This window comes from Nostoc sp. MG11 (assembly GCF_014904695.1).
Classification (GTDB): domain Bacteria; phylum Cyanobacteriota; class Cyanobacteriia; order Cyanobacteriales; family Nostocaceae; genus Komarekiella.
Genome location: NZ_JACXXN010000041.1, coordinates 1 through 15,542 on the forward strand (window position 1 = coordinate 1; position 15,542 = coordinate 15,542).

Sequence of the window (15,542 nt, forward strand, 5' to 3'; positions counted from 1 at the left end):
TTCGTCGCCGGAGCAGAAGAGTTTTCAAGATGAAGAAGTTCATTGACCGCACCATAGAAACGGCAGCGATTGCCTCTTTACTGTTTACCGGATTTGCGGGAGTAGGGGCGATCGCTTGCTGGGGATTAGAAATTATCGAGTTAAATACTAATCCCAGAGTAATTTTCTCTAGCTGGCACTATCAGAAAAACGCTTGTTTGGGAGGTATGTTGGTTAGTTTTTCCACCTTCTTAGGCAGTTCTTTACTGGGGGCAAGCCTTAGTATTAGCAGGGATAATTTTCATAAATAATTAGGAGAAACCCGTGCCAAACAAATATCTCAACATTTGTGCTATCGGGCTGGGAATAACAACAGCATTCATTGGAGGCACACTTATATTCAAAGGGACTAGTGAGGCAAGTGTCAAAAGTTTTTTGGCTGGTTCGTGCTTGATTCTGGGAGGGACAGGGATAGCTTCAGCCAGTTTGTATCAAGTCAAAGTCGAGTCAGACATCGAAAAGATTTTATCAGAAAGACGCAAAGCAATGCCAAAAGCTTGTAGGGGTTGCCGGAACTTTCATGGGATTAAATACCAAGGAGTGATGCTGGTTTGCGCGATACATCCTCATGGTGTAGAGAGTGATACCTGCCTAGATTTCGAGAAATTTAGTTAACAAAATAGTTATGGAAATCATACTAACTACATCTGAAATACGGGCAATTCTCCAGGGTTGTCAGCAGACTTTGCGGCTTGTTCAAAGTACTACAGATTATCGACTGATTCAGTCTTCTCCTTACTTTTCAACATCAAACGATGTCTACATCGGTGATGCTGTGAATGTTTTAGGGGAGCTGGTGGAGGCGATTGACGAAGTAGAACAGATCACTCAATACAAGGAAGGAATTATAAATGACTGAACCAAAAACGCTTATCAAAGGAAAGCTGTACGAGTTTCGTGGGGTGCAACTCCGATACAGCCATCAGTCCCAATGTGCTGTGCAAGCCCGATATGTATTCACCAACTCCAAGAGACAGCATCGGGAGTTGGGAGCGCAAATTATCAGACGGGAATTACACAGTATCGAAGAGTTTGCAGAGAATTAACGAACCGGAAGGAAGCAAATACCTTGCCAATCGAGGTATTAACCTAAACATACAAAGGAGTTACAACATGCGGTTATCTGTAGACAACGATTTTCAGCACAGAGAGTCGTCCTTGACCAAAGCATTGCGGCAGATTCAGCAGTTGAAATCCAAGGTTGCTGAGTTAGAGCAGCAACATCAAGATTATGTGCGATCGCAGCAGAATCTTATAGAGGCGATCGCTGAAATTTGTATGTCTTCGATGCAGGAGGTTGAGGCCCTCCGCATTCTGATATACAAGGGTGAGGCGGAATGTCGGCGGTATTTGCGCTCGTTGTTAGTGCAAAGAAGATTGGCGAATAAAAAGTAAAACTGTGAAAATTAAGCGCTCAGTGATTCTGGCTGTGTATCGGCTATTTCCAAAACCCGGCGTAACCAATCTTGAGTCTGTCCCTGTGCAACCCGCTTTTGTTCGGTATCAGACCAAATTTTGTCCCAATGAAATAGCCAATGAGTTAAAACCCGACCTAAATCAACCAACTCGGAGGCTCGATCAATGTCGTCAGCTTTCACCATGTCGGGAACAGTCCACTCAAGAAAGTACCGACTTTCTTTTACCAGAGGCATCATCAAATCCTGGGATGATGTCTCAGTCCACAAAGACTGAATTTGCTCTAGGTGTGCAGCTAAATGATGCAGGCGAGTAGAAACATCATCTTGCGTAAAATTTTGTTGTTCTGGTGTCACTTCGATCATACATTTCCCAGGAACTCGACAATAATTTGGGCTACTCTTTCTCTAATAATAGGGTCTAAAATCTCCATTGACTTATTTTGCCGAGGTCGGAGATTGACGATTGATTCAAAAATCATCCTTCCAGTTAAAGGCATGAAGCTAGCACACCAGATATTTTCTTGCCGACTACCATCATTCAGCAAGGCTTGTTCGCAATCATAGTGCAAATCACCACCACCAGCCAACACCCAACGCTCAATATCGACTGCGGTTTTAATGTAGAACTTGTGCTGTTGGAACATAAGTTCAATTTGTTTAGGGGTAGCGCGATCACGTAATAACAGAATCATTCAAATCACAAACTCTATCAAAGGAAAGTATTCCAATTAGGAAAGGGCATCAATTAATCATTGCAAGCACTACTGGGATATTAGCAGCAGTTGCAGTGGGATATTTCGGAGTGCAAAAGTTTAGCAGGGATACGACGCCGTTGGTGGAGGAATGGTAGGACTGGGCGCAGTCGCTCAATTAACTCAAATCCAATCCAAGTCCCGTAAGAAACCACAAGTTTCTCACGAAAATAGATAAACAATTGATTGCAATCAACTTTGTAGAGCTACAAATGGAAAATTTGAAAATCACTAGTGTTATTCCTAGCTACTGGACAGTGCCGAAATATTCGTTGGGGCAACGCATAAAACAAGGAATGATCGTCGGCATTCAATATTGCTTGCCTGATAATCTACTGGCTGAATCCAGTGATGGCTCATGGCAGTACATAGTACAAGTTAGTACCAATAATAAAGATAAACAAGTAGAGGATTTGCAAGAGCATGAAGTGCAACCACTTGCCCCACAAGAATTACGTAGGCTTCTGACGGCAGAAATTGAAGCTCACCAACGAAAGATGGTAGTGCTGACACAACAGTTGCCCTGAAATAAATAAGGCAGAAGTTGGGGATTTTTCTAATTCGTCTTTAACCCTTCCGCTTTTAGCTGTGACACCTCAATAGCCTGTCAGGACTAAGTTACAGTGTTTTTGAACTAGCTGTTTTTAACCTTCAAAACGAAAAGCGGAAGGGAAAGCGGAAGGGTTGGGCTTTTTAGACACCTGAAAGCTTTATCAAATAAGGTTTTGTATTTTTAAAGACTGTGACACCAGAAACGACTAGGTTTCAAGAAAAGCGGAAGGGTGTCACAACGAAATAATAATGGTTTGAGACACTTGAGTGATGACACGGAACGATTGTTTTGTGACATCACGATTAGAAGGCAAAAAAAGAGGGGCAATTGCCCCTCATTGTTCGTTTTTTTTGTAGCGTTCAAGCTGTAGCCCATCGAATCCATTGCTCAACTTCTGGGCGAGTTAAACGTTTTTCCACTTGAAAAGTAACTTGCTGTTTTTGTGCCCATCGGTAGAGAGTTCGTAAAGCTACTTGCTTGCCAGTAACTCTCAAGATGATCTCTGGTAAATCTCTTCCTTTAGCGTTGGTGAAACGAGCATCATAAATAGCTTCAGCAAGATGTAATTCTGCTAGTGGGTTTTCTTTGAGTTTGAACTTAATTTGAAGCAGAGTAATTTTTTGACAAGGCTGAAGTTTTTTCATGTAAGCCAAAGTCAAAAGCCATAGTGCTTTTTGAGTGTCAATTTCACGAGAATACGGCAGAACTTGGCATAGTCGAAGCCATTTACGCCAAGTACGATCTGTGATTGAACGGCAATAGACCTTTTCGCAAGACAGCTTTAACCAATCCAAGGGGTATTTATCCATAATTCATCTGTCCCTACTCTTTAGCAGCAGCCCTCCTATATAAAGATGCAAAAGCTGGAGACTCTTGCTCTCGCTCAAGTATTTGGCGCAACAAAGTGGCCATAGGAATTTCTTTCCAATCAGAAACTTCTTTGTATTGGTCATAAGCTTTTCTACAAAGAGTGATAGTGATTTGGTAACGGTCAGTCATGTCTGTGACTTGTTCTATATGTGGATTCATCACATTATCATCCCAAAATCATTGCATTTGTGAAAGAAGTTTATCTAATTATAGGTTAAATTCATCGCAATTTAATTGCAATTGTGATTAGATTGCGTTAGCTTTGAATGTATCACCTCCAGGAGATTATATGGACAAAATTGAACAACTTTTACAGTCTTACAACATTGAAGTCAGCGAAGAAGAGGTTGCTAAACTCTGCGTTGAAGTTGGTGTAGACATTAACCAATTGAGTGACTCTGATGCACAAGTAATAGCACAGCACATTCTTGAGCAGCGTTCATCCTCTGGGAAGTTAGCCACCAATGGCAAGTCCAAGAGTACGGGAGGCGGCAAACTGGGCAAGAATTCCCCCCGCCGTAAAACCACACCACCATTGCAAGAAGCGATCACTAAGGCATCCCAGGTTTCTAACCAAGAAATCCAATCTTTGGAGAATGTTCTAAACGTAGGTATTGATGCTTACACAACTGACAAAGCCGATCAACTATTAGCATCAATCCGCAATGCACCCAAGGAAGTGGTGAGTAAATTTGTTGAGAAGGCGATGGAGGAGGAAGCGGATGTAGATTCCTTTCGTGCAGTCGGTGAACAACTCGTTACGGGTATTTTCGGCATTAGCCCAACAAATGCAGCCGAGTAAGTTGATTCAAGCGGCGGCTGGATTAAACCTGCTGTTGCTGACATTATTGATGGGAGCAGTAATTTATGCAGGCATCAGCCAGACAGCAGTTAATAGAAAGCCTCAACAGACAGTTGAAGACCGAACCGATCAATATTCAACTGAAGTCAGATGGAGAACTGAATCTAAGAGGGGTATCCCTGCAAAACCTGAGTAATGAAGAGTGGTTGATTCTGCAACAACTGATTGATGAATCAAGAGTGCGCTCGCGGGACACGAAAAAGCTTGAGGAGATGATGCAACGGGGCATGGAAGCTCAAGGATTGATTGCTGCTTGCTTAGTGTTCATGCTTCTAATTTTAGGATTTTTCAGTCTGACAAGGTTTGTAAATTACCAAATTCAACAGTTTCAAACAATGGAGGTTAGGTAATGTTAGGGAAATGGTTGCCTAGTTTGTTTGGCAGTAGTAATCAGTTATCAACCGAACTGAAAGTTGGGGATGCCACCCAGATAGAGGGAGATGTCCCTTCAACTATTCGCTCTCGATATAGTTTACCAGCATACACTACAGCCCAACAGGTATTGAACGAGGCAGAAGTAGCTGGTACTCTCAAAGCCCAACAATGGTTGCATACAAAGATGTCCCGCCACAGACTCAAGCAGTTGCAGTCTTTGGCAACAATGTACGATAACCAATTGAAGTATAGCCAAGAAGCAATGAAGGTAGAAGAACAATTGCAGCGTACCAAAGCGATGCACGGTGAGGCAGTTATCCGTCATGCCTTCGGCTCGACTGAACAGCATCGACAACTTAATGGCTACGAGCAGGCATTTAACGAAGTAGGCGATAGCTTTAAGTTTTAGGGGTCAAGTGAAATGAAGTTCAAGCTCTCATATGTTGGGTACATCGTCTGTGGGGTAGGGCTGTCAATGTTATTAGGATTTTTAGGAGCCGCCAGTCCTATTAGTCAGTATATAGTTTGGATTATCGGCATGGTCTGCATTGTGTGCTTGGCAGATGGATTTCTCAATTTTGCGGACTTCACAAGAAAAGGACATGCTTTTAACCGTAAGACATTAATCAGTGCAATGATGCCAGGATTAATGTTTGCGTTGATGTTTTTAACTTTAGTTGCCGCTGGTGTTTCATTGGGGATGAGGTAGCAGATAAATGGTATTTCAACTGGAGCGATTGGTTACAAGTCGCGTTGTGAGTGTCGAGAGAGCCACATTGTTCTCCTTGGGGGCCAGTGCAGTGATGTGTCTGTCGGCTCCTTTTTTCTTGAATACTGACCGAGCGATGACTGGGATGTTGCTTGGTGCTGGTACTATTAGTGCGGGGTTGTTTGGAGTCTCAGCTCAAATTGCTGAGGGTAAGCAAAAAATCCACGCCTCTCTTGAAGAGGCCGACCTGAAGGCACTCAAGCAAGAGTTACAAGGTAAAGCTCTGTCTCATCATGTCAAAAGTGCGATCGCCTCGAAAAGAGACATTGCGGCTTTTATCAACGGGCTGCCAGAACATGAAAGACCCAGATGGATTCAGGAATATGGAATGCAAGGCTTAGTGGCATTACCTGAACCACCAGCACGACAAGTGCCCCCACGTCCTGGCATCCCTAACCCAGAAATTGCTGACATTGATGAAGAATTAGTGCAGTCTATAATCAATCCTGGGGCATTGCAAGTCTTGCAGACAATTGCAGCTAATTATCCTTCATACATCAGACTAGATGCTGAATGGTTAAACCAAGTGTGTGATGCTGCGGCGAACCACGACATGACTAAACGCAGCAATCACCATTTCTATATTAGTGGGGGTACACAGTCGGGTAAGTCCACTCTTGCAGGGGTTATTGTTAACAAGATTGCGAGCAAGTCTCAAACTCCAGCAATTGTCCTCGGTAGTGATCCCAAAGATGAAGTGACACGCTGGTTGTGTAAGTTTACCAAGAAGTTTGATGGCATGGCAAAATTAGTCGATTGGAGAACTTTTGCTACAAATCAAATTGAGCAGCAAAAAGCCAGAGTCGCCAAAGTGGGTGGTGATTGTCAGGGTGTGCCCGAATTATTTCTTTTACAAGATGAAGTCGATAGTGTTTATGGCGGTGGTAAAGGACTACCGGGAATGGTTGATGCTGACACAGCCAAAGACTTACAAGGGTTTTGGAACTATGTCATCAAATTCACCGCTGGACTCAAAGGCCACGGAATTTTTATGGGGCAATCTCCATTGTCTAGTGAAACTGGATTTAGCCGTCCATCGCTGAAAAATGTATGTTTTATGGCCACAGGACAAACATCGTCTTACATCCTGGAGCATCCCCAAGACTTTGTAAATGTCAAAAAAGAGATTCTTGAAGTTCTACGACAAACATGTGAACTATTAGAGAAAGCGGGTGTTCGTTACGCTTTGGTGATTCCGACTCGTGGTAATCCCTTTGTTGCTCTGATTCCAGAATTTGATATCCAGGGTATGGAACAAAAGCAAGACAAACAATCAAGCGATTCTACAAGTGCATCTACTGATTGGTATGAAGAGATCAAAAAATGGGCAAACGAGTTGGGAAGACGACCAAAATATCAAGAACTCAAGCAGAAGTATCAGGAACTAACAGGACAGGTATTAAACGAAAAGGGTATTACTCTACTGCTAGAAAACTTGGGCTATCCAGAGGATTAAACTGGGATGCTCGCTATGGTGATCTCAAGATGTATCGAAAACAGGTAGCTCTAGCTCATCGAGAACACAAGCAAGCTCAGAATAGATGTTGTTGCTGTTTAACAATAAGAGCAACACAAATGCACCATACAGAATACGGGACAACAGAGCAAATAGGAATTAATTGGTTTCCCCTTTGTAAAAACTGTCATCATGAAATTGCACATTCAACAGCCAATTGGATTAAGAGTAGAGTTAATCCAGTTTGGAGCAATCGAAATACGCAAGAGTTTACGAAACGCTTACAACTTGGATATCAACTATTGTATGCAGGGATTGACTTTTGATTAAACTATTAATTAAGTTTTTACCTGATTTTATTCTCGATTTTGTTAATGCAGAGACTTTAGCAGAGATGGACAAGCGAAAATTGATTGTTTGGGCTGAGAAAATTCCTGTTATTTCTCCAGAATCTGAAAACTCTGCATTCAATCTGTCTTCTCGCTTTACTGAAGTCACGCCAGAAAATATGCCAGAGGTTTTTAAAGCGAGCGCTCAGATTTACACTAATCACGGTAATTGTTTGGCTTTCACTTATTTGATGAATTGGCCGCAGAATATTTTGGATTAATCGGAGTTGAAGAAAATGTATAACGAATACGACGAATTAAGTTTTGGCCAGCAACTACAACTGACAGAATCACAGATTAGACGCCGACATCAGCAACGAATGTTTATACAAACAAATGCCGAATTATTACAGCAAGAGTTAGATCTGGAAACTCAGTTGATGGAGGAAAATCCTGAACTGTCTCAAGCAATTTATGACTTCAACTCGTTAGAGATTCAGTCACAGCATCAGGGATTAAAGAGCGCTCTTGAGGGAGAGTGCGCGCCCAAAAAGAGTAATGTATGGAGTAGATTTTTCCGGGTTTGAGTGGTTCAGGTGAAAAATAAGAGGTAAATCTATGTCTAACTTATCAGTGTTTGTGTTTGAATCTCAACAAGTTCGATTCGTCGGCACACCAGACAAACCAGAATGGGTTGCTGCGGATGTCTGTACGATTCTGGAAATTCAAAATGTCTCACAAGCTTTAGCTTCTTTTGATGCGGATGAGAGGGGTCTATGTAATGTATATACCCCTGGTGATGACAATTCTCAAGGGCAAGAAATGCTTACTGTTAGCGAAGCTGGGCTTTACAGACTGATTTTCAAATCTCGCAAACCAGTTGCAAAGCGGTTCCAACGGTGGGTCTTTCACCAAGTCCTGCCATCGCTGCGCCGTACTGGCAAGTACGAAATGCCCAACTCTGACCAACAGCAGAACACCAAACCCACCCTTGATGAACTGGTGAATTTTGGGCAAAAAGTACTTGCGCTTACTAGGCTTAGTGCAGAACTACAGACAATCACTATCCTTCGAGGTGTACAGGCGTTGTGTCCCGAAATTTCTCCGATGACTAAAGAATTAGTAGGGGCAATTCAGGAAATCTCAGCGACTCCCGACCGACACTTGCCTCCAACTGAGCTTGGCAAAATTTACGCTGAACGTAACGGACTACCTAAGCCTGTGAGGCCAGAAGTGGTCAATCGCGTTCTGGAGTCGGCTGGTTTACAACGCAAGGAAGTTCTAATTAAAACTGATACTACAGGCAAACAGAAGCGGAAAAACATTTGGCATTTGACGAACGAAGGTAAGCAGTGGGGTACTGTAGTTTTCGATAAAGCGCGTACTCACGATAAAACTGTAGAGCATGTTCGCTGGTTGACCGATGTTTTAGAAGTGATTGACTTGAGCGTGGTAATTTAAAATGAGCTTACTGTTTTGGAGGTTAAATGTTTGATTGGGTTTAACCTCTTTTTCCAATCAATTAAGGAAAGTCCGCGTTTGCGGACTACCCGTAGCTAAAACCGTATCACCTTAGTCAGTGACAATCATGTAAATACAAAATGCATTTACATGACATATTTATGTTTATAAACTTACTTCTTAAATACAAGCTTTTTCGGCAATCTATTAGACATAACTGCTGGAATTATATCTGGAAAAAGAACTGCATAAAAAAGTCCGCAAGAGCAGACTGTGTTTGGTAGAGTATTCCGTTGGATCTACTGCCTAAATCTTCCATCTAAGTTTTTGCACATATTTATTTTTAATGATTCTATTTGAAAAAGCAAGCTTTTCGGCTTAGATAATTAGACGTAATTCCGGGAATTATATCTGCTAAAAGACGAAAACTCAAATTCCAATCAGGAGAAACAATGGATACCTTGAAAGATTTCCTTTTCTTAAAGGCGAACGTTGCCGCAGAATTCAACCCCTTTGATGAGAGAGAGTACTTAGTCATTCAAACCTACCCGCGCGATCAAAGCTTGAGAGTTAGCAAACGAAGTTTTGATTATGAATCGGCTAAGAGCTACGAAATTATTGTAAATATGGCTCATGACTGCTCATCTTTCGGATTAAGAATCTTTCACAACTCCAAACTGTGGACAGTAGATTTCGAGGGTAATCCTGAAAGTATTTCTCTTGAGCAGGATTGGAAGATTGCTGAAAAATACTTTCAGCCCTGTTGCACTAATGATGTTGAATGTGAAGTGAATATCTGCCAATGCAGCTATCCCTACTTCTCTACACTAAGGGTTGATATTAGCGATACTGGCGAATACAGCAGTCATTTGCGACTTGAAACTTGTTTAGTTGATGATAATTCGAGGGAGATAGACCACTGCCCGAATTGCAATTGTGCGTTGATTGTGGAAGAGGATGAAGACGAGGATGAGGATGATTTAGACGAGACTGAATCAACACCATTAGCTTGCATTGGTTGCGACAATTATCATGGGCAATACTATGGTGGGAATATGTTAGTCTGCGGGATTCACGCGCGAGGATGGGATGGCGAGAACTGCCCGGATTATCAACAATAGTATGTTTGTTCCCACAAGTGTGGACAGTTGGACTACACGCGGTGGTGTAACTTCGTTATCTGCACAAATCTCTTTAACAACGCCACTTTTTATGGTTAATATCAGGTTGATAAACATCAATTTTCATTGGAACCGTAATTAAAAAGCTCATCGTTATTTCATGACAACTTCTTAGATGTGTTTGTCCTGCTGCTCAGACAAAACACGCCCTATATTTCTGCAACCGTAAAATTACTGGAAATCTTGCTTAATCAATCTAGTAACTGTATTGTTAAGAGGGGCTGATTACCAAGAATTTTTGGGCATAAATCCTATTAGTGATCTATGCCTAATTATTGCTTTTCAAATCACAAGTTATTTGTCGATATTAACGCCCTAGTGTGCTGCTCTGTCCTGGAGTCAAGGATTTAACTCCGAATCAGCAAGCATCATGACAGCCCCTATTCAAGAAAATCAATTATTAGCTCTGATCGTTGATGATGAACCATTTTTCCGCACAGTGCTGCGACTTTTCTTAGAGCAGGATGGATATCGAGTCGCGGAGGCTGAAAATGGCATAGAGGCAATAAATGTTTTTGAGCAACTCCACCCTGACATCATACTCCTTGATATCTCAATGCCAGATATGGATGGCGTCGAGTGTTGCCACAAGTTACATTCATCAGATCAGGGTCAGCACACTCCCATTTTGATGCTTACATCTGTTGAAGATGAACGCTCGATTAACCATGCATTTGCAGTCGGTGCAACTGACTATGTTACCAAACCCGTTCTATTGCCCATTCTGCGCCAACGTCTAAAACGCTTGATTGAACAATCTCAGTTACAACAAAAACTCCTTGCTGCAAATCAGCAGTTGCAACTTTTGGTTAATCTTGATGAGTTAACTCAACTAGCCAATCGTCGGCGATTTGAGGAATACCTCTCCCTTGAGTGGCAGCGCCAAACACGCTCACAACAGCCTTTATCCTTGATTCTGTGCGATGTTGATTTCTTTAAGTCTTACAACGATACTTATGGTCATCTCGCAGGCGATGGCACTCTAGTCAAAATTGCTAGAGCTATCAAAGATGCTCTCAAGCGGACTGCGGATTTAGTTGCCCGTTATGGCGGGGAAGAATTTGCTGTTGTTTTACCTGATACAGACGCACTTGGGGCTATTCATATTGCTAAAACAATCTGCTGTGCTGTCCGCACATTGGCAATTCCTCATCGCAATTCACTACTTTGTTCTCATATAACTCTGAGTGCTGGGTCAACTACAGTAGTTCCTCAGCCTAATTCTGACTTCCAACAAATAATTGCCACGGCAGATAGAGCATTGTATCAAGCAAAAGCAGCAGGACGCGATCGCTTTATCCATAGCAGCTTGGATTCGTCTTTTGCTAACCCAACTTGCTATTTATTCGGGAGCAGTGCCCCTAAGCGTTGTGGATTTTGCTAATTGTTAGCCCTTTTGAGAGATTTTTCCAGAAAAATTATTCCAGCGTCGGGCGTGCTAGTAGAAATCTCTCTTCTCTAATGAATTCTATTAAAGAAGTCTTGACTTGCGTCTATGTCCAAGTTTTTAATCTTGCTTGGACTTTTAAGCTATGAATATCGAATTTGTAGTATTAACCGATTTGAGGTGACAGGGGGTTTCACTTTGTGAAAGCAAGAAGGGTCTTGAACGAAGCCAAATCCTTTTTTCCCAGTAATAACTATTTGATTTTCTTTGCCGTAATAATTAAATATGGCATTGTCAGGTTGGCAATTAGAAGTCAACAACATCTGTAATGGCTTTTGCTGGTGAGAGTACCTAATCATTACGTGGGGACCAGAATCTATATCTACGTCTGTAATGTAGAAATACGCTGTCATAAAGTTATAACCAGCAATATCATAATGAAAATTAGTTGGTGGGTAACTTTTCTTGATTTCTGCTTCTGGCAGGGATGAAGCAAAACTCCAGGTTAAATGCTGCGTTATCAGCGTTGGCCAATAGGTAAGATATTTCCGAACTATTTTTAACAGCAAGGGGTCGTGGACAATTTGCGCGATAACTTGACAATCTTTAACATTATTTACCAGCCCCCGCATTACATGCCGCCCACCTTGTAAACAACCATTTTTAACAGCTTTTGCCAGAAATTCCTCGTGAAAACCAGGTTCTATACAAGGTGTTCGACTAGCAAAGTCAGAGATTTCTTTTACCATATTAGCTGACAATTGCAGACCAAATCCGACTCCGCAATCTTGCATGGCAATTACGGTTTTTTTTACACTAATACCTGTAAATATCGATTTATCTTGGATTTCTAAACGATTTCTGTAAACAGTGCGATTCAAACTTTGTATTTTGTTTTGGGCAAGACTGTATACTTTGCGAACACCATAAAATCTACTTAAGCGTTCTAAATACTGTCCTCCTACTCTCTTATAAAAGTCATTTTTTAGACTACGCTTTCGCCGTTTATTTTGCAGTAATAATCTTTTCCAAAAATTGGTCACGGGGGTCTTCCACGAAAAGAAATCAGCAGCCTTATTACGATATGCACGTTGTCCCCTCAATTAATAAACTTGATTGAAGGCTGCCTGATTTTTTAGGGAACAATGCGTCATACTTTGTCTTTCCAAAAAAAAACTTAATCTTTGTAGGTACTAAACAGTATAATTATTTGCTACGGTTTGTCCAAAAAAGCGAAATCTACGACAAGTACTTGTAAATGCTATGCGACAACTTCAGACAAGTTTTTATTTGAAACAATATATGCCTCAGATGTCTCAGGGAGCAGAGGTAATTTCACATTTATAAATGAAACACTACCTGGAATATTACCGTACCAAAGAATTCACAAGTATTGCCTTATCAAGGCTTTGGCATACCGAGAAGGTCGGGCAATAGTAACCTCTATGTTAGGGAAATCACACAATAAAAACGATGTTAGAATTTTTTTGGACTGTAACTTTCCAGGTCGTGATCAACTTTGCTATACAGCAAAAAGTTTGGTAACAACATCGTAGTTGCTTCATTCGCTTTTGGAAATATGCTTTAAGGTAGATAATAAATCATTCCGTGGTTGGATGCCATAAGTCACATAAAAACACTTCTTATCGAGTCAACCCAATTCACAATTGCGAATTGGTTTGACGAACCTTGCTGGGTATTAACGGCTTTTGATATTTTATTGAAGTTAGAAATCAATTAGTTTTAAAGTTAATAAGTACAAGGAATAAGAATTTCTTGAGAAAAAAGTCCGTTCATGGCAACGGACTTAGCAATTTTGGGAGTAATATCGTTTTCTCGCTGAGAAATATATAAATACATTTAATGCATTTATCTCCCATCTTCATTTTTAATAACTACTTTTTTAAATACAATCGCTTTTAATTAATTCCATTGACCAAACTTCTGGAATTAAGTCTTTTACTCTCAAATTTGACTTCGCAAGAAATTAGAGTAGAGTTCAGGTAGGAGTTAAGTTCTGAAATTATAATAGTTAAGTAACTGGCATTTGCTGATAAAAGCAATCATCTCCTCGTTTACAACTCACCTTACTCAAAATCTCCATTTCCTGCTTTCATAATTATTCATGCTCTCTTGAAATTATTAAATAACCCTTGTTAGCAAAGGGTCTTTATTTTTCATTCACCTTCAGAGGTAATTTACTCTCAATCTTATGGCTTATTCAACTCTCAGCCTTAAGACTGACCTTGTTAGTTAAATTCTTTTTGTCAACTGAAGTTAGGATTAAACTAAAAATCTCAAATAGACATAACTTATTTCTTTGTGGCTATTTCAACCAACTTTTAATCTTGATTTTTCTAATTCTCTTCAATAAAAATTGCATTAACAGCTAAGGAAAACTTAACTGCTTGCAAAACTATTCTTTCAGGAGTTAGTCATGGCTAATATCACTCTTTCTGAATTAAAACTTACTGGTTCTCAATTGTTTCAAGATTCCGAAAGCTTTCTTAATGACCTGAGCGATACTGCTTCAATCTCTGGTGGTTATGATAACTTCAGCGATTTTACTGGATTTGACAAGCTAATTGAAGGCTATGTCAACGTATATGCCATCGGTCATGTTACTTATTTAGCTAAATCATTTAGCTCTAACTACTAATCTTTTTGTAGTTTAGAAACAAAGTATCTAGCTCTCTTGAGATGAAAGGGAAAAAGCAATTTCATATTCACGTATGAAGTCTTTAAATTACTAAATTCTCAGGAGAAGCTACTTGAGTTCTCAAAAGTTTCTCTTTGTGAAAATAAAGCCACAAGAGTCAGCAACAAATCTTGTTTCATATCTCTTGCGCCAGTAATATACCTTTGCTACTATTTGCCTTGTCATATGCTTTGGATATGCAGCCAGGACAGAATCCTGGCTCTTCACTTCTGTTATATATTAAAAAATAGTAAACAATATCTATCTTTTAGTAGAAAGCTCGTTTTTACTGCTTTAGCAAGAGCATAAATGGCTTTTCTCAAAGCTTTATGTGCCAAAAAATACAAAAGTTATTGAGCAGAGCTTTCATCCTATTTAGGCTAGACTGATAATTTCACCTAATAGTCTAATTGTTATTAGCATCTTATCCATAATCATCGTTGATAATAGAATATATACTTAGCAAAAACTTGAGCACTATTTAGATATAAATGGTTAATCAACAATCTCAAGATACCTCCTGGATTCCTTGCCTTAGCTGCTGGGGTGATGGACGCTTAATTGTTTCTGATAACGAACGTGGTGGATATAAGTGGCAACCTTGCGCTCAGTGCAACTCTAAGGGAAAAATCCTTAAACAATGAATAACTGCGGACAATAGTAAACATCAAAAAGCATTATAGATTACAGAAAAATATACGCCATTCTCCTGCCAAGTTCTTCTGTCCGAATCCACATCTACCAACGGAATTCCCCAGTCAACACGAGCCGTAAAACGTTCGCCTCCTCGCCACTGCAACCCCAAACCAACAGAAGCCAGGGTATTCGAGTCAGGGTTCTCTGTACCAGAATTCCACCCAATCCCGAAATCTGCAAAGGGAATCACTTGCAACGTACCACCAGCCCGGAGAATGGGTACTTGTATTTCAGCTGAAGCAAACACGCCATTATCAGCCAGCAGGAAATCCTGGCGATAACCCCGTACGCTCTCCTGCCCACCAACGCTAAATTGCTCGAAAGGCACGAGTGTAGTAGTCGCCAGTTGCGTGTTCAGACGGAGTAACGCTATGGTTTCAGGAGCCAGCAGGCGTACCCACTGCGCTTGTCCTTGCCACGAGAAAAATCGGCTGTCAGGAGCATTTTCGCTAATCGTGGCATCGAATGCACCAATGCCGAGACTGAACTGCGATCGCGTAACTTTCTGGTAAGAGTGCGATCGCACTGCAAATACTTCACGGTTACTGCAATTAATCCATTCTTGAAAAAATTACAACGCGGATACTTAGTGCTAAATATTTTGATAATTAAAATCGAAATTGATAAAATCTTTATATCATCAAACATTACTTTTTCAGACTATATTAAAACTTTTTATTAGTATTAATTATTTAT

General features: G+C 40.7%; 23 protein-coding genes and 1 pseudogene. 18 read left to right on the forward strand and 6 right to left on the reverse strand.

The genetic code is table 11. The features are described 5' to 3' along the window. The 5 genes from HCR01_RS30305 to HCR01_RS30325 all read left to right on the forward strand — a co-directional run. The coding region (locus HCR01_RS30305) for a hypothetical protein (RefSeq protein ID WP_226889730.1) at positions 1–290 on the forward strand (290 nt) is incomplete at its 5' end. A gap of 13 nt (positions 291–303) precedes the next feature. Further along, on the forward strand, positions 304–654 hold the full coding sequence (locus tag HCR01_RS30310) for a hypothetical protein (RefSeq protein ID WP_193199724.1): 351 nt from the start codon (positions 304–306) through the stop codon (positions 652–654). Positions 655–664: 10 nt separating this feature from the next. Next, a complete protein-coding gene (locus HCR01_RS30315; RefSeq protein ID WP_193199725.1) occupies positions 665–898 on the forward strand; it encodes a hypothetical protein in 234 nt (77 codons plus the stop codon). Beyond that, on the forward strand, positions 891–1,085 hold the full coding sequence (locus HCR01_RS30320; protein WP_193199726.1) for a hypothetical protein: 195 nt from the start codon (positions 891–893) through the stop codon (positions 1,083–1,085). The genes HCR01_RS30315 and HCR01_RS30320 overlap by 8 nt, the downstream gene beginning before the upstream one ends. A gap of 67 nt (positions 1,086–1,152) precedes the next feature. Beyond that, positions 1,153–1,434, forward strand: a complete 282-nt coding sequence (locus tag HCR01_RS30325) for a hypothetical protein (RefSeq protein WP_193199727.1) — start codon at positions 1,153–1,155, stop codon at positions 1,432–1,434. 11 nt (positions 1,435–1,445) lie between these two features. On the opposite strand, the gene HCR01_RS30330 is transcribed toward HCR01_RS30325, so the two are convergent. Together HCR01_RS30330 and HCR01_RS30335 are read right to left on the reverse strand one after the other, a co-directional pair. Then, positions 1,446–1,820 (reverse strand): hypothetical protein, encoded by a 375-nt coding sequence (locus HCR01_RS30330; RefSeq protein ID WP_193199728.1) that lies wholly within the window; start codon positions 1,818–1,820, stop codon positions 1,446–1,448. Beyond that, positions 1,817–2,149 carry a DUF5674 family protein gene (locus HCR01_RS30335; RefSeq protein ID WP_193199729.1) on the reverse strand — a complete coding sequence of 111 codons (333 nt, stop codon included), beginning with the start codon at positions 2,147–2,149 and terminating at the stop codon, positions 1,817–1,819. Before HCR01_RS30335 ends, HCR01_RS30330 begins: the two co-directional genes overlap by 4 nt. 272 nt (positions 2,150–2,421) lie before the next feature. Here HCR01_RS30335 and HCR01_RS30340 point away from each other — a divergent pair, with 272 nt between their 5' ends. Continuing rightward, positions 2,422–2,736: a hypothetical protein gene (locus tag HCR01_RS30340; RefSeq protein WP_193199730.1), complete on the forward strand. Its 315-nt coding sequence runs from the start codon at positions 2,422–2,424 to the stop codon at positions 2,734–2,736. Between the two features lie 385 nt (positions 2,737–3,121). On the opposite strand, the gene HCR01_RS30345 is transcribed toward HCR01_RS30340, so the two are convergent. Further along, positions 3,122–3,571 carry a hypothetical protein gene (locus tag HCR01_RS30345; protein ID WP_193199731.1) on the reverse strand — a complete coding sequence of 150 codons (450 nt, stop codon included), beginning with the start codon at positions 3,569–3,571 and terminating at the stop codon, positions 3,122–3,124. A 13-nt stretch (positions 3,572–3,584) separates the two neighbouring features. Further along, positions 3,585–3,794: a hypothetical protein gene (locus HCR01_RS30350; protein WP_413773986.1), complete on the reverse strand. Its 210-nt coding sequence runs from the start codon at positions 3,792–3,794 to the stop codon at positions 3,585–3,587. A 127-nt stretch (positions 3,795–3,921) separates the two neighbouring features. Between HCR01_RS30350 and HCR01_RS30355 the strand changes: the two genes are divergently transcribed. The 10 genes from HCR01_RS30355 to HCR01_RS30400 all read left to right on the forward strand — a co-directional run bounded on the left by HCR01_RS30355 (position 3,922) and on the right by HCR01_RS30400 (position 11,449). Then, positions 3,922–4,434, forward strand: coding sequence for a hypothetical protein (locus HCR01_RS30355; RefSeq protein ID WP_193199732.1), 513 nt, complete (start codon positions 3,922–3,924; stop codon positions 4,432–4,434). A gap of 65 nt (positions 4,435–4,499) precedes the next feature. After that, positions 4,500–4,844 (forward strand): hypothetical protein, encoded by a 345-nt coding sequence (locus tag HCR01_RS30360; RefSeq protein WP_193199733.1) that lies wholly within the window; start codon positions 4,500–4,502, stop codon positions 4,842–4,844. Next, positions 4,844–5,278: a hypothetical protein gene (locus HCR01_RS30365; protein WP_193199734.1), complete on the forward strand. Its 435-nt coding sequence runs from the start codon at positions 4,844–4,846 to the stop codon at positions 5,276–5,278. Before HCR01_RS30360 ends, HCR01_RS30365 begins: the two co-directional genes overlap by 1 nt. A 66-nt stretch (positions 5,279–5,344) precedes the next feature. After that, complete coding sequence (locus HCR01_RS30370) at positions 5,345–5,578, forward strand: hypothetical protein (protein ID WP_226889731.1); 234 nt, start codon at positions 5,345–5,347, stop codon at positions 5,576–5,578. A gap of 7 nt (positions 5,579–5,585) precedes the next feature. After that, entirely contained in the window at positions 5,586–7,094 is a 1,509-nt protein-coding gene (locus HCR01_RS30375) for a hypothetical protein (protein WP_193199736.1), read from the forward strand. A 322-nt stretch (positions 7,095–7,416) separates the two neighbouring features. After that, positions 7,417–7,704: a hypothetical protein gene (locus HCR01_RS30380; RefSeq protein ID WP_193199737.1), complete on the forward strand. Its 288-nt coding sequence runs from the start codon at positions 7,417–7,419 to the stop codon at positions 7,702–7,704. Positions 7,705–7,719: 15 nt separating this feature from the next. Continuing rightward, on the forward strand, positions 7,720–8,010 hold the full coding sequence (locus HCR01_RS30385; RefSeq protein ID WP_193199738.1) for a hypothetical protein: 291 nt from the start codon (positions 7,720–7,722) through the stop codon (positions 8,008–8,010). 31 nt (positions 8,011–8,041) lie between these two features. Continuing rightward, entirely contained in the window at positions 8,042–8,884 is an 843-nt protein-coding gene (locus tag HCR01_RS30390) for a Bro-N domain-containing protein (protein WP_193199739.1), read from the forward strand. A 452-nt stretch (positions 8,885–9,336) separates the two neighbouring features. After that, the gene (locus HCR01_RS30395; RefSeq protein WP_193199766.1) at positions 9,337–10,005 is read left to right on the forward strand and encodes a hypothetical protein; all 669 of its coding nucleotides are present in this window, start codon (positions 9,337–9,339) and stop codon (positions 10,003–10,005) included. Positions 10,006–10,435: 430 nt separating this feature from the next. Beyond that, complete coding sequence (locus tag HCR01_RS30400) at positions 10,436–11,449, forward strand: response regulator (protein WP_193199740.1); 1,014 nt, start codon at positions 10,436–10,438, stop codon at positions 11,447–11,449. 146 nt (positions 11,450–11,595) lie between these two features. Here HCR01_RS30400 and HCR01_RS30405 read toward each other — a convergent pair whose 3' ends face one another. Next, a complete protein-coding gene (locus HCR01_RS30405; protein WP_193199741.1) occupies positions 11,596–12,495 on the reverse strand; it encodes a hypothetical protein in 900 nt (299 codons plus the stop codon). A 1,394-nt stretch (positions 12,496–13,889) separates the two neighbouring features. On the opposite strand from HCR01_RS30405, the gene HCR01_RS30410 reads away from it, so the two are divergent. After that, positions 13,890–14,111, forward strand: a complete 222-nt coding sequence (locus tag HCR01_RS30410) for a hypothetical protein (RefSeq protein ID WP_193199742.1) — start codon at positions 13,890–13,892, stop codon at positions 14,109–14,111. Between the two features lie 530 nt (positions 14,112–14,641). Beyond that, positions 14,642–14,794, forward strand: coding sequence for a hypothetical protein (locus HCR01_RS30415; protein WP_193199743.1), 153 nt, complete (start codon positions 14,642–14,644; stop codon positions 14,792–14,794). Positions 14,795–14,817: 23 nt separating this feature from the next. Here HCR01_RS30415 and HCR01_RS30420 read toward each other — a convergent pair. After that, a pseudogene (locus HCR01_RS30420) lies at positions 14,818–15,417 on the reverse strand (ShlB/FhaC/HecB family hemolysin secretion/activation protein); the annotation flags it as partial. Positions 15,418–15,542: the final 125 nt, after the last annotated feature.

Bases quoted from the DNA above. Each gene is read 5' to 3' on its own strand.
- HCR01_RS30315 (WP_193199725.1), top strand. From the start codon at position 665: ATGGAAATCATACTAACTACATCTGAAATACGGGCAATTCTCCAGGGT.
- HCR01_RS30320 (WP_193199726.1), top strand. From the start codon at position 891: ATGACTGAACCAAAAACGCTTATCAAAGGAAAGCTGTACGAGTTTCGT.
- HCR01_RS30325 (WP_193199727.1), top strand. From the start codon at position 1,153: ATGCGGTTATCTGTAGACAACGATTTTCAGCACAGAGAGTCGTCCTTG.
- HCR01_RS30330 (WP_193199728.1), bottom strand. From the start codon at position 1,820: ATGATCGAAGTGACACCAGAACAACAAAATTTTACGCAAGATGATGTT.
- HCR01_RS30335 (WP_193199729.1), bottom strand. From the start codon at position 2,149: ATGATTCTGTTATTACGTGATCGCGCTACCCCTAAACAAATTGAACTT.
- HCR01_RS30340 (WP_193199730.1), top strand. From the start codon at position 2,422: ATGGAAAATTTGAAAATCACTAGTGTTATTCCTAGCTACTGGACAGTG.
- HCR01_RS30345 (WP_193199731.1), bottom strand. From the start codon at position 3,571: ATGGATAAATACCCCTTGGATTGGTTAAAGCTGTCTTGCGAAAAGGTC.
- HCR01_RS30355 (WP_193199732.1), top strand. From the start codon at position 3,922: ATGGACAAAATTGAACAACTTTTACAGTCTTACAACATTGAAGTCAGC.
- HCR01_RS30360 (WP_193199733.1), top strand. From the start codon at position 4,500: ATGCAGGCATCAGCCAGACAGCAGTTAATAGAAAGCCTCAACAGACAG.
- HCR01_RS30365 (WP_193199734.1), top strand. From the start codon at position 4,844: ATGTTAGGGAAATGGTTGCCTAGTTTGTTTGGCAGTAGTAATCAGTTA.
- HCR01_RS30370 (WP_226889731.1), top strand. From the start codon at position 5,345: ATGTTATTAGGATTTTTAGGAGCCGCCAGTCCTATTAGTCAGTATATA.
- HCR01_RS30375 (WP_193199736.1), top strand. From the start codon at position 5,586: ATGGTATTTCAACTGGAGCGATTGGTTACAAGTCGCGTTGTGAGTGTC.
- HCR01_RS30385 (WP_193199738.1), top strand. From the start codon at position 7,720: ATGTATAACGAATACGACGAATTAAGTTTTGGCCAGCAACTACAACTG.
- HCR01_RS30390 (WP_193199739.1), top strand. From the start codon at position 8,042: ATGTCTAACTTATCAGTGTTTGTGTTTGAATCTCAACAAGTTCGATTC.
- HCR01_RS30395 (WP_193199766.1), top strand. From the start codon at position 9,337: ATGGATACCTTGAAAGATTTCCTTTTCTTAAAGGCGAACGTTGCCGCA.
- HCR01_RS30400 (WP_193199740.1), top strand. From the start codon at position 10,436: ATGACAGCCCCTATTCAAGAAAATCAATTATTAGCTCTGATCGTTGAT.
- HCR01_RS30410 (WP_193199742.1), top strand. From the start codon at position 13,890: ATGGCTAATATCACTCTTTCTGAATTAAAACTTACTGGTTCTCAATTG.
- HCR01_RS30415 (WP_193199743.1), top strand. From the start codon at position 14,642: ATGGTTAATCAACAATCTCAAGATACCTCCTGGATTCCTTGCCTTAGC.